Source organism: Modicisalibacter muralis, from assembly GCF_900102945.1.
GTDB classification, from domain to species: Bacteria; Pseudomonadota; Gammaproteobacteria; order Pseudomonadales; family Halomonadaceae; genus Modicisalibacter; species Modicisalibacter muralis.
The window spans coordinates 123,089-144,108 of the sequence record NZ_FNGI01000007.1 but is presented as its reverse complement, the minus strand read 5'-3'; the positions used below and the strand labels follow the sequence as shown (position 1 = coordinate 144,108).

19 protein-coding genes are annotated in these 21,020 nt (G+C 62.1%); 7 read left to right on the top strand and 12 right to left on the bottom strand.

Annotated elements, in window-relative coordinates; translation table 11 throughout:
- Positions 1 to 7: 7 nt before the first annotated feature.
- Positions 8 to 340, bottom strand: a complete 333-nt coding sequence (locus BLR92_RS13000; RefSeq protein WP_139171603.1) for a hypothetical protein — start codon at positions 338 to 340, stop codon at positions 8 to 10.
- A 192-nt stretch (positions 341 to 532) separates the two neighbouring features.
- Here BLR92_RS13000 and fdhA point away from each other — a divergent pair, with 192 nt between their 5' ends.
- Positions 533 to 1,726 carry a formaldehyde dehydrogenase, glutathione-independent gene (gene fdhA / locus BLR92_RS12995; protein WP_089729237.1) on the top strand — a complete coding sequence of 398 codons (1,194 nt, stop codon included), beginning with the start codon at positions 533 to 535 and terminating at the stop codon, positions 1,724 to 1,726.
- Positions 1,727 to 1,797: 71 nt separating this feature from the next.
- On the opposite strand, the gene BLR92_RS12990 is transcribed toward fdhA, so the two are convergent.
- Positions 1,798 to 2,373, bottom strand: a complete 576-nt coding sequence (locus BLR92_RS12990) for a hypothetical protein (protein ID WP_139171602.1) — start codon at positions 2,371 to 2,373, stop codon at positions 1,798 to 1,800.
- A 94-nt stretch (positions 2,374 to 2,467) separates the two neighbouring features.
- The gene (locus BLR92_RS12985; RefSeq protein WP_089729233.1) at positions 2,468 to 3,358 is read right to left on the bottom strand and encodes a LysR family transcriptional regulator ArgP; all 891 of its coding nucleotides are present in this window, start codon (positions 3,356 to 3,358) and stop codon (positions 2,468 to 2,470) included.
- Positions 3,359 to 3,466: 108 nt separating this feature from the next.
- Between BLR92_RS12985 and BLR92_RS12980 the strand changes: the two genes are divergently transcribed.
- Together BLR92_RS12980 and hppD are read left to right on the top strand one after the other, a co-directional pair.
- Positions 3,467 to 4,072: a LysE/ArgO family amino acid transporter gene (locus tag BLR92_RS12980; protein ID WP_089729231.1), complete on the top strand. Its 606-nt coding sequence runs from the start codon at positions 3,467 to 3,469 to the stop codon at positions 4,070 to 4,072.
- A 224-nt stretch (positions 4,073 to 4,296) separates the two neighbouring features.
- Complete coding sequence (gene hppD, locus BLR92_RS12975; protein WP_089729229.1) at positions 4,297 to 5,394, top strand: 4-hydroxyphenylpyruvate dioxygenase; 1,098 nt, start codon at positions 4,297 to 4,299, stop codon at positions 5,392 to 5,394.
- 231 nt (positions 5,395 to 5,625) lie between these two features.
- Here the strand turns inward: hppD and BLR92_RS12970 are convergent, their stop codons facing one another.
- From BLR92_RS12970 to BLR92_RS12960, 3 genes are read right to left on the bottom strand one after another with little or no spacing between them, the layout of a single operon-like run.
- A complete protein-coding gene (locus BLR92_RS12970; protein ID WP_089729227.1) occupies positions 5,626 to 7,002 on the bottom strand; it encodes a TrkH family potassium uptake protein in 1,377 nt (458 codons plus the stop codon).
- Positions 7,003 to 7,029: 27 nt separating this feature from the next.
- The gene (locus BLR92_RS12965) at positions 7,030 to 7,686 is read right to left on the bottom strand and encodes a potassium channel family protein (RefSeq protein WP_175488813.1); all 657 of its coding nucleotides are present in this window, start codon (positions 7,684 to 7,686) and stop codon (positions 7,030 to 7,032) included.
- 42 nt (positions 7,687 to 7,728) lie between these two features.
- The gene (locus BLR92_RS12960) at positions 7,729 to 8,208 is read right to left on the bottom strand and encodes a MarR family winged helix-turn-helix transcriptional regulator (protein WP_245704205.1); all 480 of its coding nucleotides are present in this window, start codon (positions 8,206 to 8,208) and stop codon (positions 7,729 to 7,731) included.
- A gap of 254 nt (positions 8,209 to 8,462) precedes the next feature.
- On the opposite strand from BLR92_RS12960, the gene BLR92_RS12955 reads away from it, so the two are divergent.
- From BLR92_RS12955 to BLR92_RS12940, 4 genes are all read left to right on the top strand, one after another.
- Positions 8,463 to 9,605 carry a homogentisate 1,2-dioxygenase gene (locus tag BLR92_RS12955; RefSeq protein WP_089729221.1) on the top strand — a complete coding sequence of 381 codons (1,143 nt, stop codon included), beginning with the start codon at positions 8,463 to 8,465 and terminating at the stop codon, positions 9,603 to 9,605.
- A gap of 26 nt (positions 9,606 to 9,631) precedes the next feature.
- A complete protein-coding gene (locus BLR92_RS12950; RefSeq protein WP_089729219.1) occupies positions 9,632 to 10,621 on the top strand; it encodes a fumarylacetoacetate hydrolase family protein in 990 nt (329 codons plus the stop codon).
- 15 nt (positions 10,622 to 10,636) lie between these two features.
- Positions 10,637 to 11,296, top strand: a complete 660-nt coding sequence (gene maiA / locus BLR92_RS12945; RefSeq protein ID WP_217636586.1) for a maleylacetoacetate isomerase — start codon at positions 10,637 to 10,639, stop codon at positions 11,294 to 11,296.
- Positions 11,297 to 11,455: 159 nt separating this feature from the next.
- The gene (locus tag BLR92_RS12940) at positions 11,456 to 12,916 is read left to right on the top strand and encodes a sodium-dependent transporter (RefSeq protein WP_089729216.1); all 1,461 of its coding nucleotides are present in this window, start codon (positions 11,456 to 11,458) and stop codon (positions 12,914 to 12,916) included.
- A gap of 115 nt (positions 12,917 to 13,031) precedes the next feature.
- Here the strand turns inward: BLR92_RS12940 and nhaC are convergent, their stop codons facing one another.
- The 6 genes from nhaC to BLR92_RS12910 form a co-directional block, all read right to left on the bottom strand.
- A complete protein-coding gene (gene nhaC, locus BLR92_RS12935; RefSeq protein ID WP_089729214.1) occupies positions 13,032 to 14,474 on the bottom strand; it encodes a Na+/H+ antiporter NhaC in 1,443 nt (480 codons plus the stop codon).
- A 35-nt stretch (positions 14,475 to 14,509) separates the two neighbouring features.
- Positions 14,510 to 15,814 (bottom strand): NAD(P)/FAD-dependent oxidoreductase, encoded by a 1,305-nt coding sequence (locus tag BLR92_RS12930; RefSeq protein WP_089729212.1) that lies wholly within the window; start codon positions 15,812 to 15,814, stop codon positions 14,510 to 14,512.
- A 479-nt stretch (positions 15,815 to 16,293) separates the two neighbouring features.
- On the bottom strand, positions 16,294 to 16,965 hold the full coding sequence (locus BLR92_RS12925) for a GntR family transcriptional regulator (protein ID WP_089729210.1): 672 nt from the start codon (positions 16,963 to 16,965) through the stop codon (positions 16,294 to 16,296).
- Positions 16,966 to 17,157: 192 nt separating this feature from the next.
- A complete protein-coding gene (locus BLR92_RS12920; protein ID WP_089729208.1) occupies positions 17,158 to 18,735 on the bottom strand; it encodes an aldehyde dehydrogenase (NADP(+)) in 1,578 nt (525 codons plus the stop codon).
- Positions 18,736 to 18,833: 98 nt separating this feature from the next.
- Positions 18,834 to 19,781, bottom strand: coding sequence for a dihydrodipicolinate synthase family protein (locus BLR92_RS12915; protein WP_089729207.1), 948 nt, complete (start codon positions 19,779 to 19,781; stop codon positions 18,834 to 18,836).
- A 181-nt stretch (positions 19,782 to 19,962) separates the two neighbouring features.
- Positions 19,963 to 20,898 (bottom strand): 4-hydroxyproline epimerase, encoded by a 936-nt coding sequence (locus tag BLR92_RS12910; protein WP_089729204.1) that lies wholly within the window; start codon positions 20,896 to 20,898, stop codon positions 19,963 to 19,965.
- Between the last annotated feature and the right edge of the window lie 122 nt (positions 20,899 to 21,020).

The following is a 21,020-nucleotide window of genomic DNA, read 5'->3' as shown; positions in this document are numbered from 1 at the left end:
GCCGGCGTCATTCACAGCGATAGCGCCAGCGCACGACGGGGCTCTCGCCCTCATGCGTGGTCGCCTCGTAGTCGGCTACCTCGCTCTGCGCTGGAGCCACGGCCGAGGTGTCGGTGAAGGTGGGGCCGGTGTCCAGCGTGTTGCTGTCGAGCACCACGGGCGATTGGCCCTGGCAGCGAGCCTGAGCCTGCTGCATGGCATGGTGCTTGGCGTCGGCCACGCTCTCGCCGCGTGCTTCCAACTGATAGATCGGTGTGTTGGATGGTGTGCCGGCACAACCGCTCAGGGCCAGGCCGAATATCCCTGCCGCCATCCATCCATGAGCCATTGCATGCTTCACTGCTGCCTCCCCGGCATGACCGTTCACCAATACCCTGTGTTCAGTGTCGGGCGTGAGGCGGCGCTAGGCAACGTCGTTTTTCCGCGGAGCATGATGTCTCGTTTGGGCATGTCGATGCCTTTCTGAGCACATCGCGCAAGCCACGGGCGTCTACTCTGAAAAATCTTGCGACAACAACATAGGATGCCAGCCATGAGTCAAGGCAATCGCGGTGTAGTCTACATGGGGCCCGGCAATGTCGAGGTGCAGTCGATCCCGTTTCCCGAACTCGCCCTCGGCAATCGCCAATGTCACCACGGCGTGATTCTCAAGGTACTCACCACCAATATCTGCGGTAGCGATCAGCACATGGTGCGTGGTCGTACCACCGCACCGGAAGGGCTGGTATTGGGCCACGAGATCACCGGTGAAGTGATCGAGTGCGGCCGCGACGTGGAGTTCGTCAAGGTCGGCGATATCGTCTCGGTACCCTTCAACATCGCCTGTGGCCGTTGCCGCAACTGTAAGGAAGGCCGCACGGGTATCTGTCTTAACGTCAACCCGGCGCGGCCCGGCGCTGCCTACGGCTATGTCGACATGGGCGGTTGGGTCGGCGGCCAGACCGAATACGTCATGGTGCCTTACGCGGACTTCAACCTGCTGGTCTTCCCCGAGCGCGATCGTGCGCTGGACAAGATCCAGGATCTGACCATGCTTTCGGATATTTTTCCCACCGGTTTCCACGGTTGCGTGACTGCCGGCGTCGGCCCCGGTAGCACCGTGTATATCGCCGGTGCTGGCCCGGTCGGCCTGGCCGCGGCGGTATCCGCGCAGTTATTGGGCGCGGCTTGTGTGGTAATCGGCGATATGAATCCGGAACGCTTGAAGCAGGCTGCAAGCTTTGGCTGCGAGACGCTGGATCTGCGTCAGGACACGCCGATGGCCGATATGCTCGAGCCAATCGTCGGCGATCGCGAGGTCGATTGCGCGGTGGATGCGGTCGGCTTCGAGGCGCGTTGCCACGGCCACGACCATGCTCACGAACAACCGGCCATGGTGCTCAATGCGGTGATGGATATCACACGTGCGGGCGGCCAGATCGGTATTCCCGGCCTGTACGTTACCGAAGATCCGGGTGCCGAGAGCGACGAGGCCAAGCATGGCAATCTGTCGATGCGTTTCGGCCTGGGCTGGGCCAAATCGCACTCCTTCCATACCGGCCAGTGCCCGGTCATGAAATATCACCGGCAGTTGATGCAGGCGATCCTGTTCGAGAAGGTGCAGATCGCCAATGCGGTCAACGTGCAGTTGATCTCACTGGATGGCGCCCCCGGCGGTTACGCCGATTTCGACGGTGGCGTGGCGAAGAAATTCGTCATCGATCCGCATGGTAGTGTTGCCGCCTGAGCGTGATGCTCCTCTAGCTACGATGCACTGCGCCCCGGCTTGCCGGGGCGCAGTCGTTTTTGGCCGGACTGCTATTGATTCGAATCGGTCAATGCCGCCAGGTCCATCGCCTCGAGATATTCCAGCTTGATCTCGTTATTCGCGCTCCCCGAAACCTCGATCAGGTAGCGGTTGTCGATCATCGCAATCAGTGTGCCTTGTTCATCCTGAATGGCTTGCTGGCCGCTATCGAGGCGGATTAATTTGCCCATCGCACCGGCCATTGCCGGGTTGCTGAACATCACGGCGAACTGCATCAGCATCGGGGAATCACCCATGATGCTGATGGAGACCTCGCCTTCCTGGGGATGGGAGTACTGACGCGAGGCCTGCGTTACGCCCACACCGAGCAGCCCACCTCCGGCAGAGCTTGTCGCTTCCGCGGCCTGCCAGCCATCGAGTGGCGCCGGGAAGACCTTGGTCAGGTTCTCCGCTGCTTGCTGGGCGATGAGTTGGCTGGCCGTTTGCAGGGCCTGCCTGGAGGTTTTCATATCGCCGGCTTCGTAGGCTTTACGGGCATCGTCGATCGCCATGAGAACATCGTCGGCAACGGCTGGGGTGGCTAAAAGCAGTGAGATGAGCAGCAGCGTTGTTATTCTTGTTGGCATGAGTCAGCACTCCGTATTCTTACCCAGGAAATTGAAATAAAGGGTTACCCACCCGTCTAGTGTAGTTCGCTGGATGGCGGAGTTTGGCGTCAATTCAAACGGGCCCCTGCATCAACCAGGCGCCACTTGCCACCAGCAGGTGATCGGTGAGCGCCTCCAGCGTGCTGCCGCCGTGGCGCCAGTGATGCCAATACAGCGGCACGTCGATGAAGCTATCGGGATCGAGATCGACCAGTAACCCTTCTTCCAGTTCACGCGCGACCTGTCTCTCCGGAAGCATCCCATAACCCATGCCCGCCTGGGTGAGGTGCACGAAGCCTTCCGAGGAGGGGCACAGGTGGTGCGGGAAGGGAGCTTGATAACCACGCATCTCCAGGTAGCGATGCTGGAGGCGATCATCGGGGCCGAAGACGATCGCCGGCGCCCGGCTCAGCGCGTCGAGGCTCAGGCCGTTCGGAAAATAGCGGCTCACGTAGTCGGGACTGGCCAGGGCGCGATAGCGCATGCTGCCCAGCGGGTGCGAGCGAGCCCCCTGGACCGGGCGCGGTGTGGCGCAGATGCAGCCGGCCACCTCGCCGTCGCGCATGCGCTTGAGCGCCACGTCCTGATCCTCGACCACCAGGTCGAGCAGCACGCCATGACGGCGGCAGAACTCGCCGGTCACCGGTGACCACCAGGTCGCCAGGCTGTCGGCGTTGATCGCCAGGCGCAGGCGCTGTTCGCGTTCGCCCAGGGCGGGAATCTGATCGAGCAGGTCGTATTCGAGCAGACGCACCTGCTGCACATGATTGAGCAAGCGGCGGCCCAGCGGGGTCGGCGCCAGCTTGGGGGCACGCACCAGCACCGGCTGGCCCAGGCGGGCCTCGAGCAGTTTGATACGCTGCGATACCGCCGATTGGGTCAATCCCAGGTGCTTGGCGCCGCGCTCGAACCCCGACTGGTCGACCACCGCGGCCAGCGCTTGGAGAAGTTTATAATCGAGCATTAATTAGGTTAATCATCCATTCCTTGAATTAATTTAACTTATTCAAAGCTCAAGCCTACGCTGCTTTCTCCTGACAATCATCCTTATGACGGTTAACGAGAAACGAGCATGCTGATTTCCGCACTTCAGGGGCTGGCGACTGGTGCCGGGCTGATCATCGCCATCGGCGCGCAAAATACCTTCGTGTTGGGCCAGGGGCTGCGTCGTGAGCATCCATGGATGGTGGCGGGGGTCTGTGCACTGTGCGACTGGCTGCTGATTGGCCTGGGTGTGCTGGGGCTGGGTCAACTGATCGCCAACCAGCCGGTCCTCATACTAGTAGCGCGTTTGGGCGGCGCGGCCTTTCTGCTGTGGCAGGCCTGGCAGGCGCGGCGTCGCATGCTCGATCCACGGACGCTGGCCGCCGGCCGTGGCGCCTCGGGCTCGCGGCATTCGGTGATGCTCGCAACGCTTGCCGTTACGCTGCTAAACCCGCAGGTCTATCTCGATACGTTGATCATGCTGGGGGCGATCGGCGCTGCCCAGGCCAGTCCGTTGGGTTTCTACCTGGGCGCGGCAGTGGCCTCGTTCGGTTGGTTCTTCGGCCTGGTCGCCGCCGCTGGCTGGTTGGCGCCGCGTCTTGCCAGCCCCATGGTATGGCGAGTCATCGACGGCCTGATTGCGGCGATACTGGTTGCCGTGGCATGGGGGCTGCTGACCGGCGTTAAGCTGTAAGGAATTCGTTACGCGATGTCAGGCTTTCGCGCCGCCCTGGTTGCCCAGCCAAAGGGGGCGTCGGGCCTGTCAGCATCTCTTTACAGGAGGCGCTCACACAAGTGGCTGTAACCCAGTCGATTGCAGCGTGACGGGCATTTCTGGGCATACACGGGCGCTCTAGGCTGTAGGCATCCATCGCCCGACCGGCGAGGCCACCCAACAACAGCTCCTGGAGGATCGCCATGAACGCCCCGGCTACCGCCCCGACCGTCTCCCAGCACAATCCCATCGGCACCAACGGCTTCGAGTTCGTCGAGTACACCGCGCCCACGCCTGAAGGGCTGGAGGCGCTACGCCAGTTATTCCTGCAGTTGGGCTTCACCGAGACGCGTAAGCATCGTTCCAAGAACGTCACACTGTTCCAGCAGGAGGACGTCAACTTCGTGCTCAACGCCGAGCCGGGCAGCCACGCCGACGAATTCGCCAAGGTTCACGGCCCCAGTGCCTGCGCCATGGCGTGGAAGGTCGCCGATGCCCAACATGCCTTCGAGCATGCCGTGGCCAATGGCGCCGAGCCGGCCGAAAACCCGGTCGGTCCCGGCGAAGTCGGCATTCCCGCGGTCAAGGGCATCGGCGGGTCGCTGTTGTATTTCGTCGACTCCAAGATCGACGATCAAGGACGCAGCATCTATGACATCGATTTCGAACCGATTGCCGGCGCTGATAAGAACGCCAATAGCGTGGGCCTCAAGGTACTCGATCACCTGACCCACAACGTCGACCGTGGCCAGATGGACGTATGGGCGGATTTCTATACCAGGATCGCCAATTTCCGCGAGATTCGTTATTTCGATATCGAAGGCAAGATGACCGCGCTGTATTCCCGGGCGATGACCGCGCCGTGTGGCAAGATGCACATTCCGATCAACGAATCCGCCGACGACACCTCGCAGATCGCCGAATTCCTGCGCGAGTACAATGGCGAAGGCATTCAACATCTGGCGATGGCCACTGACGATATCTACGCCACCGTGCGCGCGCTCAGGGCCAACGGCGTCAAGTTCCTGTCCACGCCCGATACCTACTATGAGAAGGTCGATGCGCGGGTGCCCAATCACGAGGAGAGCGTCGACGAGCTGCGTGAGCTGAGCCTGCTGGTCGATGGCGCGCCCAACGAAGGTGTGCTGCTGCAGATTTTCACCGAAACGGTAATCGGCCCGATCTTCTTCGAGATCATCCAGCGCAAGGGCAACGACGGCTTCGGCGAAGGCAACTTCAAGGCGTTGTTCGAGTCCATCGAGGAGGACCAGATTCGCCGTGGCGTGCTTAAGGCGGACTGACCGCGGCTATGTCTTAAAAGTGCCTACACTTGCCCATACTGCGTTAAAAATAGGCTTAAGGTGCTCATTTACAACACGTAAACTCCGCTCTTTCGCCGATTTTTGCCTTGTCTGGACTTCGTTCGTCGACTATTAAGGCAAAGCCTAAATCCCATCAAGGCCCCGCATTCGTGGGGCCTTGATGGGTGAATGACACTCAACGACAGTCTTCCTTCTTCCTTCTTCCTTCTTCTAGCCGATTTGTACCTGACCATCGGCGTACTTGATGCCACGGGTCTGGCGAATACTCAGGAAATAGCCCAGCGACAGCGGCCCGACACGCCCCAATAGCATGGTCACGGCCAGGGTCAACTCAGCGGGCACCGATAGTGTCTCGGTAATTCCTCGCGACAGCCCTACGGTGCCGAATGCGGAAACGGTCTCGAAGGCCAGGGCGAGAAAATCCTCGTCGGGTTCGGCCAGGGTCATGACGAACAGGCTGGTAAAGATCAGCAACATGCCCGCCAAAGCCACGGAGACGGCTTTCATGACCGTGTCATGGCCAATGGTGCGTCCGAACGCCGACGGTTCGGCATCGCCACGTATGAAGGCGCGGGCTATCAGGAACAGTACCACGAAGGTGGTGACCTTGATGCCGCTGGCGGTCGAGCCGGAGCCGGCGCCGATGAACATCAGCAGCATGGTCAGCAAGGCGGTGGCGTCGCCAAGCGCGCTGGTATCGAGCGTATTGAAGCCGGCCGTGCGTGGTGTGACGGCCTGAAACCAGGCGGCCTGCAAGCGGGCGCCCAGGCTATCCAGGCCGCCCAGCGTGGCCGGGTTGTTCCATTCGAGCAGGGCAATCGCGATTGTCGAAATTAGAAGTAGCCAGAACGTGGCATGCAATACGATCCGGGTATGCAGTGAAAGCATCCTGGGGCCGTGGCGATGAGCTGCGAACTGGCTGAGTTCTCCGATGACCAGGAAGCCGAGACCGCCGATAACGATCAGTGCGGTGATTACGGCGTTGACCAGTGGATTGGCGACCTCTTGCGTGAGGCTGTTGGACCAGATCGAGAATCCGGCATTGTTGAAGGCCGAAATGGCATGAAACACGCTGGTCCACATGCCGTGCCGCCAGCCGTACTCGGGTACCCAGGCGATGGCCAGCAACAACGCGCCGGTCGTCTCCATCACTGCCGTGAAAACGATCACCAGGCCCACCAGGCGCTTCAGATCGCGAAAGGAAATATGGTTGAGAGTCTCGCGGATCATGTTCTGCTGGGCCAGCGGCAGGCGCATGCCCAGCAGCAGTACGGTCAGGGCGGCGAAAACCATGAAGCCGAGCCCGCCGACTTGAATCAGACCGAGAACCACGAGCTGGCCGAATAGCGTCAGGCTCGACGTGTCGACCACGGTCAGTCCGGTCACGGTCATTGCCGACGTGGCGGTAAACAGGGCCTGATGCCAACTCAGCGGAACGTTCGATGCCGCCGGCAATAGCAACAACGAGGTACCGATACTGCCTAGCAGCACGAAGCCTAATAGCAGAATTTCCGGTGGCGATAGCTGGATTATCGGGCCATGAGGCGTGCGACGCAGGGGGCGAATCAGGCGCTGCCAATACGTCATCGCGTCACTCCCGGTCGGGCCGCAACCCTAGAGTTTCTTGCCCAGTTCACGCAAGGCATCCAGATCTCCCATCAGCACCAGGCTATCGACCTCTTCGAGCGTTGTATCGTCGCTAGGGTTGCGAATCACTTCGTCGTTACGTTTGATCGCCACCAATGCCAGGCTGTCCTGATCGAGTTCCAGATCGGCGATAGTGCGACAGGTTTCGTTCAGTCGTGCGGTGGTCTGCAGCTCGACGATGAATTGACGATCGCCCAGATCGATGAAGTCGACTATCGAATGATAATGCAGGCTTTCCGCCACACGCAGGCCGGTATCGTACTCGGGGTAGACGATATGTTCCGCGCCGAGTTTCGAGAGCAGCTTGTAATGGGCGTCGGAGTGCGCCTTGACCCAGACCTCCCTGGCGCCGAGTTCCTGGACATGTAGCGTGCAGATCATGCTGGCTTCGAGGTTGTCGTCGACGTCGATGACCACGGCGTCGTATTGCTCCAACGACAGTTCGGCAAGCGCCTTCTCGTCGGTGACGTCGGCGACTACGGCATGGTTGAGTATGTCGGCCATGGCATTGACGCGTTTTTCGTCGCGGTCGACGCCGAGCACCTCGTTGTGCTGGCGGCGCAATTCTTCCGCAACGGTGACGCCAAAGTAGCCGAGACCCAGGATGGCGAACTGGCGTGGCATCGGATCGTTCTCCTTATGATCGGGACGCGGCATTGTGTTTGGTTATGTCTGGCGCGTCGTGGCGGCCGAGATACATCGTGCAAGGCCACTATCGACCTTGGCCAGCAAGCGAAACAGCTCGCGATATTCGGTGGCGCTGAGCGTCTCGGTCAGTTGGCTTTCCCAGTCCAGTGCGCGGGGTATGAGTTCATCGAGCAGGGCAAGGCCGTCTGGAGCCAAGGATAGCCATAACGTGCGTTGATCGTCGGGATCGCGGCGACGTTCGATCAACTCGCGCTCCAGCAACTGGCTAACGGCGCGCGACACGCGGGCCTTGTCCATGGCGGTGAGCTGGCAGATGCGCTTGGCGGTCAGCGTACCTTCCTGCTGTAGCCAGGCTACGATACGCCACTGGGCGATGGTCAGGTCGAACTGCTCGGCATAGATCGACGACAGGGCCTGGCTGATCCGCTCGGCGAGATTCGACAGCCGATAGGGCAGGAAGCCCTCCAGGTCGAGCTTGGCGTCATCGTCGGGGGGCAAGCAGGTCTCCGGTCTTTTATAGGGTTTGTGAAAACTGCCACGAGTATAGCCTGACGCGGCGAGCGGTTTCATGGCAGGCCAGTTTCATGAATAAACGCAGGGCCGTAAAAATTCCCTTACGCTTTTCGCTTTCACGGGTCGACGTTGGGTCCCGGTAAACCTTGTCGACCTCATGATGCCGGCATATGGTTTCAATTGAAACTTGTTTGACGCCATCGCCCCGAGCCATGGGACGACAGGCCAAGGAGTCCGTCATGAGCCAACATCGTTGGATCGGTTTTCCCATTCGCGAGGGTGAGCATTCCCGCCAGGCCCACTGCGATCTGCCCGAGGGTACCTACGAGCGTGAGCTGGGCCGCGAGGGCTTCTTCGGCCCGGTCAGTCATATGCACCACAAGCACCCGCCGACCGGCTGGGTCGATTGGGAGGGCCCGCTACGCCCGCGCGCCTTCGATCTCAATCACATAGACGACACGCCGGATTGCCCCTGGCGGGCGCCGGCGGTGCTCGAGAACGCTGACGTCGAAGTGCGCTTCTGGCGCTTGAGCGGAGCGATGCGCCATCTGGTGCGCAACAGCGACGGCGATCAATTGCTGTTTATCCACCATGGCGCCGGGTCGCTCTACTGCGATTATGGCCATCTCGAATTCCGCGATGGCGACTATCTGATGATTCCGCGCGGCACCGCCTGGAGGCTGGCACCGACCGAGCGTTGCGAAATCCTGATGATCGAGAACGTCGACGGTGCCTACCAGTTACCGGAGAAGGGCATTCTCGGCCCCAACGCCATCTTCGATCCGGCGGTGCTCGATCATCCGCGCCTCGATCAGGCCTTCCGCGATCAGCAGGATGAAAATACCTGGCAGGTGCGGGTCAAGCGATTGGCCGAGATTTCCACCGTGACCTTCCCGTTCAATCCACTGGACGCGGTGGGCTGGCACGGCGACAACACCGTGGTGCGGGTCAACTGGCGTGATATTCGCCCGGTGATGAGCCACCGCTACCATCTGCCGCCCTCGGCGCATACCACCTTCGTCGCGCGCGGCTTCGTCGTGTGCACCTTCTGCCCGCGACCCATTGAATCCGACCCCGGCGCGCTCAAGGTACCGTTCTACCACAACAACGACGACTACGATGAAGTGCTGTTCTACCACCGCGGCAACTTCTTCTCCCGCGACAATATCGAGCAGGGCATGATCACTTTCCATCCCTGCGGTTTCGCCCATGGCCCGCACCCCAAGGCACTCAAGAAGAGCCAGGAGAGCCCCGGCACCTTTACCGACGAGGTCGCGGTGATGATCGACACCCGGCGCAGCCTACGCACCACCGATGCCGTCGAGCGCGTGGAAAATACCGACTACGTGAATTCCTGGCGCTCGCCGGGCAAGGCCGACTGAACAGACCTTTGCTTAAGGAGTAACCGATGAAATTGGCATCTTTGCAGCATCGCCGTGATGGCAAGCTGATCGTGGTGTCCCGCGATCTGACCCGGGCGGTGGATGCGACCGATATCGCCGCGACGCTGCAGGCGGCGATCGATGACTGGGCCACGCTGGCGCCGCGGCTCGAAGCGCGCTATCGCGAATTGAACGAGGGCCAGTGCGCCGAAGCCTTCGACTTCCGCGTTGAGGCCTGCGCCAGCCCGCTGCCGCGCGCCTACCACTGGGCCGATGGCAGCGCCTATGTCAATCACGTCGAGCTGGTGCGCAAGGCGCGCGGCGCCGAGATGCCCGAGAGCTTCTGGCACGATCCGCTGATGTATCAGGGCGGCTCCGATACGTTTCTCGCGCCGACCGCGCCGATCCGCCTGGCCGACGAGGCCTGGGGCATCGACCTGGAGGCCGAGCTGGCGGTGATCACCGACGACGTGGCCATGGGCGCCAGTGCCGATGCGGCCGGCGAGCACATCAAGCTACTGATGCTGGTCAACGACGTTTCGCTGCGCAAGCTGATTCCCGGCGAACTGGCCAAGGGCTTCGGCTTCTACCAGGCCAAGCCGTCCTCGGCGTTCTCGCCGGTGGCAGTGACCCCCGATGAGCTGGGTGATGACTGGCGCGACGGCAAGGCGCACCTGGATATGGTCAGTCATATCAACGGCGAGCTGTTCGGGCGCCCCAATGCCGGCGTCGACATGACCTTCAACTTTCCCACATTGGTGGCGCATGCGGCGAAGACCCGCCCGCTGTGCGCCGGCACCATTATCGGCTCGGGCACCGTGTCCAACTACGACCGCAGCCGTGGCTCCGCCTGCCTGGCCGAGAAACGCATGCTCGAGACGCTCGAGCATGGCGAGCCCAGGACGCCGTTCCTCACGTTCGGCGACCGGGTACGCATCGAGATGTTCGATCACGACGGCCAGTCGCTGTTCGGCGCCATCGATCAGGCCGTCGAGCGCTACGTGCCCGGCGAGTAATCAGGGGGGATGGCCATGCCAGTCGAACGTCCGGTTCTCTACGGATACTGGCGCTCCAGCGCCGCCTACCGCGTGCGCATCGCGCTGAACCTGAAAGGCATCGATGCCGAGCACCGCAGCGTGCACTTGGTACGCGACGGTGGCGATCAGCACCGCGCCGAGTATCGCGAACTCAATCCCCAGGGGCTGGTACCGCTGCTCGTCGACAACGACGGCACGCGGCTGTCGCAGTCGCTGGCGATTCTCGAATACCTCGACGAGACGCGCCCGGCGCTGCCGCTGTTGCCTGAAGATCCGGCGGCACGCGGTCGGGCGCGGGCCTTCGCGCAGCATATCGCCAGTGAAATCCATCCGCTGGATAACCTGCGCGTACTCAAGTATCTGGTGAGTGAGCTTGGCATAAGCGACGACGCCAAGCTGGCCTGGTACCGCCATTGGGTGGCGCTGGGGCTTGCGGCGCTGGAGCCCCAGGCCGCCGAACTCGACGGTGCCTTCTCGCTGGGCGAGCGCCCCGGCCTGGTGGAAATTTGCCTGGTGCCGCAAATGTACAACGCGCGGCGCTTCGACTGCGATCTATCGGCGTATCCGGCGCTTACGGCGCTGGACGCCCGGGCCCGCGAACTCGAGGCGTTCCGCCTTGCCGCACCCGAGGCCCAGGCCGATGCTGACCCCTGAGTTGTGAATAAAAGCAGGCTTTTTTGCTGCGGATTTGTCACGGATCGGTGTAACAGGTCGACATATTCGCGAATCACAGTAGGTTAACGCTACAATCGCCGGCCAGCCGTGCCGCGACGATTTGCCAAAGGCACAACAACAAGACCCGACAGGTGTTTCATGACAGCAAGAGAAAAACCCAAGAATCTATGGATGGGCCGCTGGGGCTTCGTTCTCGCGGCGACCGGCTCCTCGGTGGGGCTGGGCAATATCTGGAAGTTTCCCTATATGACCGGCGAGTACGGAGGCGGTGCCTTCGTGCTGGTCTATCTGGCCTGTATCGCAGCCATCGGCATTCCGATCATGATCGCCGAGATCGGCTTCGGTCGGCGTGGCCGCGGCAGCCCCATCGACGCGATACGCCGTGTCGCGCGCGAGTCCGGGCGCGGCTCTGGCTGGTCGCTCATCGGCTGGATGGCGATGCTGTGCGGTTTCATGATTCTGTCGTTCTACGTGGTGGTGGCCGGCTGGTCGGTTTCCTATCTGTGGAAGGCGATCAGCGGCGGTTTGAACGCCGATAGCGTCGATGGCATGGCGGCGATCTTCGCGGCCAATAATGCCAACCCCTGGAATCTCGGCTTCTGGAGTACGCTGGTCACACTGGCGACCATGTTCATCGTCGGCAAGGGCGTGCAGGAAGGCATCGAGCGCAGCGTGAGCTGGATGATGCCGGGCCTGGTGATCATGCTGCTGATCATGATCGGCTATGCGATGTTCTCCGGCGGCTTCGGTGCGGCGGTGGATTTCCTGTTCGGCTTCGAACTCGGTAAGCTGTCCAGCGAGGGTCTGCTCGCGGCCATGGGTCACTGCTTCTTCACCCTCTCGCTGGCCTCCGGGGCGATCATGACCTACGGCGCCTATCTGCCCGACGGCAAGTCGATCGCGCGTACCACCTTCGTGGTCGCGATCTGCGATACCACCGTTGCGTTGATGGCCGGCCTGGCGATCTTCCCGATCATCTTCGCCAATGGCATGGACCCGTCTTCCGGTCCGGGGCTGATCTTCATGAGCCTGCCGCTGGCCTTCCAGCAGATGCCGTTCGGCACACTGCTTGAGATTATCTTCTTCATCATGTTGACCGTCGCCGCGCTGACCTCGGCGATCTCGATGGTCGAGGCGACCATTGCCTGGCTGAACGAGAGCAAGGGCATCTCGCGGGTCAAGGCGTCGTGGGGCGTAGGGATCCTGTTGTGGATCGTCAGCACGCTAGCGATGCTGTCGTTCAACGTCGGCGCCGACTGGACGCTGGCGGGCAAGCACTTCTTCGGCTGGCTGGACTACCTGACTTCGCGCTTCATGATGCCATTGGGCGGCCTGGGCATGGCGGTCCTGGCTGGCTTCGTGCTGCGCAACGAGATATTCCGCTCCGAGCTCGGCCTGTCCAACGCCCAGCACGCGCTGTGGTTGTTCATGATCCGCTATGTCAGCCCGTTGGGTATCGTGCTGATCTTCATCGATGCACTCGGTGTCATGGATCTCGATATGGGGAGTCAGTGGCCGTGGTTCCTGGCTCTGCTGATCGCTTTCACGCTGATCGGCGAGTTGCTCAGCCCACGGCTCAAGCGCCAGTTCGCCGGCTAGGTGTCCGGCTACTGGTGCAGTCAATAGACGTGAAAAGTCCCGCATGAAGCGGGACTTTTCAGTTTTCAGTGTACGGCAGTGAGGTTAGAGCTTATTAGCCAGACCCGGAAGGCGGCTACGATGCCTGCAGGCCCGGTTGTCCCGTGGTGTCGTTTCTTGCCTCAGTCCTGGGCTTTGTTCTCCAGATGGCGATGTTGGCGTAGCCATACAAGATCGAGATTGCGATCACCAGCATGTGATACCAGAGGAAGGGCAGGTAGGTCATGGTCGATACACCGAGCGTCGTGGCCATGAAGACGCCGCCGTCGGTCCAGGGCACCATCGGGGTCGTGATGGTCCCGCCGGCCTCGGTGTTGCGTGAGAGCACGCGACGATCCACCCCCTGGTCGTCATAGTTCTTCTCGGTGATGGTACTTGCCGTGATCAGGGAGACGTAGGCCGCGCCACCGAAGAAGTTGCCGAAAAAACCGCCCAGCATGGTGGAGAGGGTCAAGCGACCCGGATTGTTGGCCCAGCGCAAGAAGCCGTTGCTGATCGACTTGAGGATACCGACCCGATCCATCAGGCCGCCGAGGCCCAGGGCAAACAGGATCAGCGCTACGACGCCCAGCATGGACTCGATCCCGCCCCGGTTGAGCAGGGTGTTCAGGAACGCCACGTCAGATTGCATGGCGTTGCCCACATAGGCGATCCGAATGGCCTCGATGGGGCCGGTACCCTGGGCCCACCAGGCACAGATGCTACCCAGCACGGCGCCGAAGGTAATCACCGGAATGGCCGGGAAGCGGCGTGTCAGCAGCACGATCACGATCACCGCCGGCAATAGCAACCAAGGACTGATGGTGAAGTGGGTCTCCAGGGCCTGCATGGCGACGGTGGCGCGGGAGGTGTCCACATCGCCGCTGATGTAGAAGAAGCCGACGACCAGGAACAGGACCGCGGCGATCAGGATGGCCGGGCCGCTGACCAACATCATGGAACGGATGTGATCCACCAGATTGACCTTGCACAGCGATGCGGTCATCACTGTGGTATCGGACAGCGGTGACATCTTGTCGCCGACATAGGCGCCGGAGATGACGGCGCCGGCCACCAGAGGTAGGGGAATGCCGAAGCTGTGACCGATTCCCATCATTGCGACGCCGGCGGTTCCCGCGGTGCCGAAGGAGGTGCCGGTGGCCAGTGAGGTCAGGGCGCAGATGACGAAAGCGGCGAACAGGAATATCTGCGGGTTCATTACCGTCAGGCCATAGTAGATGATGCTCGGCACGATGCCCCCGGCGATCCAGGTGCCGATCAGGGCGCCGACGGTGGTAAGGACCAACACCGCCTCCATGCCATTGTGGATGCCGCCGATGAGTCCTTCCTGCATGCTTGCGTAGGATGTCTTGAGCCTCAGGCCCAACGCCATGACCAGAAACCATGACGCGAATAGCGCCAGTTGGATGGGAAGTCCGAGCACGTTGATGCTGAGAAACATGATGGCGATAAAGCCCACCATGACGGCGAGGACCTCGGTCATGTTGGGCAGTCTTGAAGGGCCCGCGAATGAGGACATGATGTCTCCTTTGGTCTTGTTGTCTGGGTTGAGGGTTACGATGAGAAGCGATCGAGCCGATAGGGCGTCAGCTCGGGAAGGGCCAGGGCGGAGGACGAGGCCTTCTGTCCCTGGGTTGCCAGCGTGGCAATCAGTTCGGCCGTCACTGCAGCTTGGGTGAGGCCGAGATGGTGATGCCCGAAAGCCAGCAGGACCTTGCCGTCTTGCGCGCTATCGATGACCGGCAGCGAATCGGGAAGCGAAGGGCGAAAGCCCATCCACGGCGTTGCCTCGGAAGCATCGAGCGGTGTCTTGAACAGGCCCTGGCTCAAGCGGTGCAACTGCCAGGCCCTTTGCATGTTGGGCGGCCGGTGAAGACCGGCGAACTCGACGGTGCCAGCCAGGCGCAGGCCCTCTGTCATGGGCGTCATGATGAAGCGGCGCTCCAGGGAGGTCACCGCCACCGGCAGGCGTTCCTGCTCACGCGGGAGCATCAGGTGGTAGCCGCGTTCGGTATCCAGCGGTACCTTGATGCCGGTGAGGTCGGCGGTCAGGGGCGCCGAGTGCGCTCCGCAGGCCACGAGCACCTTGTCGGCGTGGATAGGCCTCGATCGAGCCGTCTTAAGGGTGACGCCGCGGGAGTGGACTTCGCCCGAGAGGACTTCGTCTTGATGAAACTCTACGCCCTCGGCCTTGGCCGCGTTGGTCAGAGCGTCCACTACCGAGAAGGGGTTGACGACGTGGCCGGTGGCGGGAAAGAAAAGGCCGCCTCGAATCGTCTCGGCGAGCTGTGGGGCGACGTCGCGAATGGCGTTGCCCTGCCAGGACTCCACCGCAACGCCTTGGGCGGCCATGCGGGCTTGCAGCGCCTGAATGGCGGCGAATGAGTTTTCCCGCTCGTAGACCAGAAAGGAGCCGTCCTCCTTCAGCAGGTGAGTGCCATCCACCGAGTCGAGCAGTCGGCGCCAGGCGCCGAGGCTTGCCTCATTGAGCGCGCGGATGCCGCTCACGCTGGCCTGGTAGGGTGTTTGACGCAGGTTCCAGAGGAGTCGGGTGAACCAGGGCAGGGCCTTGGGAAAGTGGCGCCAATCCAAGCGCAGCGGCCCCATGGGATCCAGCAGCATGCGGGGCAGGCGCATCAGGATCGAGGCGTCGGCGATGGGGAAGACCTGCTCGGTGGCCATATGCCCCGCATTGCCGAAGGAGGCCCCCATGCCGGGGACATGCTTGTCGATCACCCGTACCCGCCACCCTTGCCGGCTCAGCGAAAGCGCGCTGGCGATACCGATCACCCCGGCACCGATGACGGTAATCTCGGCTTGTCTGGCGGTGCTTTGGGTGGCCTGGTCGTGTGAGCCCATCGCATTTCCTTCGTTAGGTAATCGTTCGTTTTGTCGATTGTATAAAATATAAGATACGCGCTCATGAGGTTCAATACGACATGCGACCAAAGTTGATAGCAGGGGGCTGATTAGCCGATGAAGAGGGCTTCGATTGGACGATCACAGGCAGGTGGCGAGTTGCTGGGTGTTCTCGGAGACGATCGGCAATGACCGAGTTAGCCGTGGCTGAACGGACGGGGCGAGCTGGCGGTGGGATGATGCCAAGGAAGAGCCGACAGCGGCATGCGTCAGCCACACATGCCTGCTGGGGGACATATCGCTGAATGACCAGGACGGCCGAATTCAGCCGTCGTATTGCAATACCGGGCGTCCCGCCGGGGCCGATGATCGCGTACCGAAGGTACACGCGCTTGTGTCACCAACGGAATGTCGGATAGGTATGGTGCCCTCGGCTTTGCGTGTCAGATTCGGCCGAGCGAGCCCGTCGGGTGTATGGCCTAGAGTTCTTCGGCCTGCTTGGCGCGCTCTTCGAGCAGCGTGACGATCCCTTCGCAGGCTTCCTGAATGTGTGTCCTCAATAGCCCACAGGCCCGATCGGCTTCTCCCTGGCGGGCCAACTCGAGAAGCCCATGGTGCTCCTTCTCGGCCTTCTCGATTTCCTGGGTGTACAGCAGTTGCATGCGGATGTAGCGATCCGACTTGGTGTTCAACTGGCTGATGAGCGCAAGGGTCTCGGGCAGTTCGGCGGGGGCGTACAGGGCCTGGTGAAAGGCAAAGTTGTATTCGCTCCAGTTGTCGATCTCGCCGCCGGTGTTCAGCGCCTCGTCGTACTTGAGGAGAATGTCTTCGGCCTTTTTCAGGTCCGCTTCGGTGAGCCCCGCGATGGCATGGCGCAGGACGTAAGTCTCGAGCAGAACGCGGAGGTCGAACAATTCGCGGATCTTGGCAACGGACAACTCCGTGGTGAAGGCCCCGCGATGGGCATGAAATTCCACCAGGCCTTCGGCTTCCAGGGTCAACAGAGCCTCCCGGACGGGAATGCGACTGACATCGTAATCCTTCGCAAGAGCGTCTTGGCGAAGCTGGGTGCCGCCCTTGAATTCTCCGCCAAGAATGCGTCTGCGCAGATCGTCCGCGACGAATTGCGCCCGTGTCTTGTAAGTCGCCATAGCCGGTATCTGTCGAAAGAGTGATTTTGCACACTGTATACAAACTGCAATAAAAGTCCATGGGCCGTTTCCGATGGCTTGGACAGAAGCATTCATTTTCCCGGGAGGGTTCCCCGGGACGAAGGAGCCGGAAGAGAAGCTGACCGCTCCCCAGAGGGGAGGGGAGCGGCTTGCGATCGAGAGGGAGAGCCGTCAGCTCTCGCGCCATCCATCCACCAGGCGCTTGAGGGACAACGGATTGGTGTCCTTCAAGGCCTCGGGCAACAGGGCGTCCGGCAGGTCCTGATAGCAGACCGGGCGCAGGAAGCGCGAGATGGCTGCGGTGCCCACGGAGGTGGTGCGGGCATCCGAGGTCGCCGGGAAGGGGCCGCCGTGCACCATGGCGTCGCAGACCTCGACCCCGGTGGGCCAGCCATTGACCAGAATGCGCCCGGCCTTGCGCTCCAGCAGTGGCAGGAGGTCACGGGCCGTGTCCAGGTCGGCATCGTCCATTTGCAGGGTGGCGGTCAGTTGGCCTTCCAACTGCTCGGCGACACGGCGGAGTTCCGTGCTGTCCCGGCACTCCACCACCAGGGAGGTGGCACCGAAGACCTCGGCTTGTAGGGCCTCGTCGGTCATGAAGTCGGCGGCAGACGTCACGAACAGGCCGGTCCGGCACTGATTGGGTGCATCCCTCGCATGGCCGCGAGCGATTTCCCTCGCCTTGTCACTGTCGGCCAACCCCTTCACGCCGCTTTCGTAGGCCTCGAAGATTCCCGGCGTGAGCATGGTCTGGCTGCCGCTGTCCTCGACAGCCCGGCTAGCGGCGTCGATGAAGGTCTCGAGCTCGGGCCCCTTGATCGCGATGACCAGGCCCGGGTTGGTGCAGAACTGGCCGGCGCCCATGTTCAGCGAGCCCACGAAGGCTTCGCCCATGGCCGCACCGCGTGACTTGAGCGCCGCGGGTAACGGGAATACGGGATTAATGGAGCTCATCTCGGCATAGAAGGGAATGGGTTCGGGGCGCGATTGAGCGGCTTTCCACAGGGCCAGGCCGCCGCTGCGCGAGCCGGTGAACCCGGCCGCCTTGATGCGAGCGTCGGTGACCAGCGCCTGACCCACCTCACGGCCAGAGCCGAAGATCAACGAGAAGACGCCTTCGGGCAGCCCACAGCGACGCACAGCGGCTTGTATCGCCCGGCCGACCAACTCGCTGGTGCCGGGATGCGCGGAGTGTGCCTTGACGATGACCGGACAGCCCGCGGCCAGGGCCGAGGCGGTGTCGCCGCCGGCGACCGAGAAGGCCAGCGGGAAGTTGCTGGCGCCGAAGACGACCACCGGGCCCAAGGCAACATGGCGCTGGCGCAGGTCGGCACGCGGCAGGGGCTGGCGCTCGGGAAGGGCCGGGTCGATACGCACATCCAGCCACTCGCCGGCACGCACGGTCCTGGCAAACAGCCGCAGCTGGTTGCAGGTGCGACCACGTTCGCCCTGGATCCGCGCCTGGGGCAGGCCGGACTCGGCCACGGCCCGTTCGATCAGACACTCTCCCAGGGCTTCGATCTCGTCGGCGATGGTCTCAAGTAACCGGGCACGCGCTTCCAGCGTGGTTTCACGGTAGTGATCGAACGCCACCGAGGCCAGCTCGCAGGCCCTATCGACCTCTTCTCGGGTTCCGCCGGGGTAGGCGGGCTCAAGGCGCTCGCCGGTGGCCGGATTGACGGCGTGAATCGGCTCGCGGCGGCCTTGAATGGCTTGCTGGCCGATCAACATCTTGCCTTCCAGAGTCATGCTCGTCTCCTTGGGTTGGAGGTGGAGAGTGAAGTGTGAACAACGGGAGGACGGGCTGGCCGATCACGTCAGGTCAGCCAGTCGATCTCTACCGCCGTTCAGACAATGTCTATGGCAGCCGCCCACTGGGCGTACCAGGTACGGAACAGGGCGTACTGAGCCTCGATATAGCGCCGCTGGGCATCGCTGAGCACATCGGTCTCGTTGAAGTGCAACGCGTATTCGCGGTCGCCGTTGAGGACCATCAGGTGCTTGTAATAGAGAACCAGGTCGGCGCCCTCGTCGAAGGACGACAGCACGCCGAGCGCTTCCTCGAGTTCCTTGGCCAGGCGGCGAGCGGTGACGTCTCCCTTGGCGGCCTTCTTGCTCAACGCCACGAGCTGCAGTACTTCGCAGGGCAGAGCATTGCCGATCCCAGTGATGGCACCGGTTGCGCCGCAGTTGACGAAGCCGTGGTAGACGGTGGTATCGACACCAACCATCAGGGTCACGTCATCATCCTGTGAGGTGATGTTCTCCGCCGCGTAGCGCAGGTCGTCGGCACCGCCGAATTCCTTGAAGCCGATCAAGTTGGGATGTTGGCGGCGCAGTTCGAAGAACAGATCGGCACGGGTGGCGAAGCCATAGTAGGGGCTGTTGTAGATCACCGCGGGCAGGTTGGGAGCGGCTTCAAGAATGGCCGAGAAGTGGGCCTTCTGGGCGGCGATGGAGGTGCCGCGGGACAGCACGCGGGGAATGACCATCAGCCCCTGGGCACCCATTCTGGCCGCGTGAGCCGCATGCGAGACGGCTTCCCGCGAGTTGACCGCGCCGGTGCCGACGATGGTCGGGATGCCCGCTTCCACCAGGCGTGCGACGCCTTCCTGACGCTGCGCATCGGTCAGCAGCGGCCAGTCCCCCATGGAGCCGCAGTACACCACGCCGCTCATGCCGAGATCGATGAGTTCGCGGCCTTTGGCGACCAGCGCATCGAAATCCGGCTGGCGGTCGGCGTCGCAGGGCGTCATCAACGCGGGAATGCAGCCGGTAAAGATTGTGTCGTTCATCGTTGTTCCTCGGTGGTTGGTCTGTTTCGTACCGGTGGCTCAGCACCGCGGTCTTATCGGTGACCGCCGGTGCGGGCTCTAAAACTGTCGGTGGGGAGATCGGCCTGGTGCTTCGCCGGCCTCCGCTGCGTGGTGACGGGCATAGCGAGGTGACGGCGGGCCCATGGCTGGCGCCCTGCGATCATGGCGCCGTGATACCCCAGGCGAACGGGTCCTGCTCATCGATCAGCAGGGTGGTGTCCGCACTGAGATAAGCGCGCCCCTTGATGGAGGGGCGAATGCGCTCGCCCTCCCACTCGTAGGAGCTCTCGAACTGGCCTCCGCAGATGCTCGCCTGGACCCAAGTCTCACCGGGAGCCAGCTTGCCATCCGCCGCCAGGCAAGCGAGCTTGGCGCTGGTGCCGGTGCCACAGGGAGAGCGGTCATAGGCCTTGCCGGGGCACAGGACGAAGTTACGGCTGTCGGCCTTCGCGTCATCGCAAAACAGCTCGATGTGATCGATTACGCTACCGTCGTCCCCGGTGATTCGTTGGTCTTCGAGAGCCTGGCGAATGGCCCAGGTGAAGTCGGTCAGTGCGTCTACGTTGCCAAGCTCGATGACCTGGCTGTGCTCGCTGACCAGGAAGAACCAGTTGCCCCCCCAGGCAATATCGCCGTGGACCACGCCATGGCCCGGCACGTCGACGGGAACCTGCTGGCGATAGCGATAGGAGAGGACGTTACGCACGGTCACGGCGCCATCGTCGTGAAGGGTTGCGCTGACAGGACCTACCGGCGTGTCGATCATGTGAGTGCCCGGTGTCATGCGCCCCAAGTGATGCAGGGAGGCGACCAGGCCGATGGTGCCGTGGCCGCACATGCCCAGATAGCCGGTGTTGTTGAAGAAGATGACGCCGCAGGTGGCATTCGGTGACTCCGGCGCGCAATACAGGGCGCCGACGAGCACGTCGTGTCCCCGGGGTTCGAGCATGCTGGTCCGCCGCCACTCGTCGTGGGAGTCGCGAAGGGAGTCGCGCTTCTCGGCCAAGGTGCTGCCCGCCAAGGCAGGAAAGCCCTCCATGACCAATCGTGTAGGTTCACCTGCGGTGTGGGAATCGATGACGTGAATACGTTTCATGAAACACCTTTTGTTTGTCCTAGCCGAGGAAACGGGAGAATTCTGCTCCTTGTGGTTCTGCTAATTTTTATATTTTATACAATCTTCAAGGTGTTTTGTGAAGCCATGATTGGCAGCGATCC

Excerpts from the sequence above, each read along its gene's own strand:
- BLR92_RS12980 (WP_089729231.1), top strand. The coding sequence starts at position 3,467 with ATGCTGATTTCCGCACTTCAGGGGCTGGCGACTGGTGCCGGGCTGATC.
- BLR92_RS12930 (WP_089729212.1), bottom strand. The coding sequence starts at position 15,814 with ATGGGCTCACACGACCAGGCCACCCAAAGCACCGCCAGACAAGCCGAG.
- hppD (WP_089729229.1), top strand. The coding sequence starts at position 4,297 with ATGAACGCCCCGGCTACCGCCCCGACCGTCTCCCAGCACAATCCCATC.
- BLR92_RS12940 (WP_089729216.1), top strand. The coding sequence starts at position 11,456 with ATGACAGCAAGAGAAAAACCCAAGAATCTATGGATGGGCCGCTGGGGC.
- BLR92_RS12915 (WP_089729207.1), bottom strand. The coding sequence starts at position 19,781 with ATGAACGACACAATCTTTACCGGCTGCATTCCCGCGTTGATGACGCCC.
- BLR92_RS12955 (WP_089729221.1), top strand. The coding sequence starts at position 8,463 with ATGAGCCAACATCGTTGGATCGGTTTTCCCATTCGCGAGGGTGAGCAT.
- BLR92_RS12925 (WP_089729210.1), bottom strand. The coding sequence starts at position 16,965 with ATGGCGACTTACAAGACACGGGCGCAATTCGTCGCGGACGATCTGCGC.
- BLR92_RS12920 (WP_089729208.1), bottom strand. The coding sequence starts at position 18,735 with ATGACTCTGGAAGGCAAGATGTTGATCGGCCAGCAAGCCATTCAAGGC.
- fdhA (WP_089729237.1), top strand. The coding sequence starts at position 533 with ATGAGTCAAGGCAATCGCGGTGTAGTCTACATGGGGCCCGGCAATGTC.
- maiA (WP_217636586.1), top strand. The coding sequence starts at position 10,637 with ATGCCAGTCGAACGTCCGGTTCTCTACGGATACTGGCGCTCCAGCGCC.
- nhaC (WP_089729214.1), bottom strand. The coding sequence starts at position 14,474 with ATGTCCTCATTCGCGGGCCCTTCAAGACTGCCCAACATGACCGAGGTC.
- BLR92_RS12965 (WP_175488813.1), bottom strand. The coding sequence starts at position 7,686 with ATGCCACGCCAGTTCGCCATCCTGGGTCTCGGCTACTTTGGCGTCACC.
- BLR92_RS12910 (WP_089729204.1), bottom strand. The coding sequence starts at position 20,898 with ATGAAACGTATTCACGTCATCGATTCCCACACCGCAGGTGAACCTACA.
- BLR92_RS12970 (WP_089729227.1), bottom strand. The coding sequence starts at position 7,002 with ATGACGTATTGGCAGCGCCTGATTCGCCCCCTGCGTCGCACGCCTCAT.
- BLR92_RS12985 (WP_089729233.1), bottom strand. The coding sequence starts at position 3,358 with ATGCTCGATTATAAACTTCTCCAAGCGCTGGCCGCGGTGGTCGACCAG.
- BLR92_RS12950 (WP_089729219.1), top strand. The coding sequence starts at position 9,632 with ATGAAATTGGCATCTTTGCAGCATCGCCGTGATGGCAAGCTGATCGTG.
- BLR92_RS12990 (WP_139171602.1), bottom strand. The coding sequence starts at position 2,373 with ATGCCAACAAGAATAACAACGCTGCTGCTCATCTCACTGCTTTTAGCC.